The following is a 997-nucleotide window of genomic DNA, read 5'->3' as shown; positions in this document are numbered from 1 at the left end:
ACTACCCCAGGTGACAAAGACGCTACAGTCGTTGTAACATACCCAGATGGATCTAAGGATGAAGTACCAGTTAAAGTAACTGTAAAAGATCCAGAGAAGACATCTGATGCAGACAACAACACTCCAACAGCGAAAGATCAAACTGTTAAACCAGGAGATAAACCATCTGCCAAAGATTCAATCGGCAATGTAGGTGATCTTCCAGAAGGAACAACAGTAGAGTTCAAGACACCAGTAGACACAACTACCCCAGGTGACAAAGACGCTACAGTCGTTGTAACATACCCAGATGGATCTAAGGATGAAGTACCAGTTAAAGTGACTGTTCAAAATCCAAGTTCACCAGCTACAGATGCAGATAATAACAAAGTAACGGATCCGGCAGTAACACCAGTTAAAGATCCAGCTAACTTAACAGACGCAGAAAAAGCTAAGGTAGCCGATGAAGTTAAGAAATCTAACCCAACAGCGAAAGATGTTGAAGTTGGCAAAGATGGCACAACAACTGTTACATACCCAGATGGTACAACAGCGGTTATCCCAGCAGATAAGACAGTTAAGAAATCAGATGATAAAGCAGTTAAGGATCCATCAGTAACCCCAGTTACAGATCCAAGCAACTTGACTGATGCAGAAAAAGCTAAGGTAGCCGATGAAGTTAAGAAATCTAACCCAACAGCGAAAGATGTTGAAGTTGGCAAAGATGGCAAAACAACTGTTACATACCCAGATGGTACAACAGCGGTTATCCCAGCAGATAAGACAGTTAAGAAATCAGATGATAAAGCAGTTAAGGATCCATCAGTAACCCCAGTTACAGATCCAAGCAACTTGACTGATGCAGAAAAAGCTAAGGTAGCCGATGAAGTTAAGAAATCTAACCCAACAGCGAAAGATGTTGAAGTTGGCAAAGATGGCAAAACAACTGTTACATACCCAGATGGTACAACAGCGGTTATCCCAGCAGATAAGACAGTTAAGAAATCAGATGATAAAG

The 997-nt window shown here is 41.5% G+C and carries 1 protein-coding gene; it reads left to right on the top strand.

The window, feature by feature from the left end:
* A partial coding sequence (locus QEZ38_RS09735; RefSeq protein WP_281335783.1) for a MiiA motif-containing surface protein occupies window positions 1-997 on the top strand: 997 nt, incomplete at both ends.

Source organism: Streptococcus taonis (genome assembly GCF_029948085.1).
Lineage (GTDB): Bacteria > Bacillota > Bacilli > Lactobacillales > Streptococcaceae > Streptococcus > Streptococcus taonis.
Note: the sequence above shows the minus strand (reverse complement) of the source record. Positions and strands in the feature narration are given on the sequence as shown.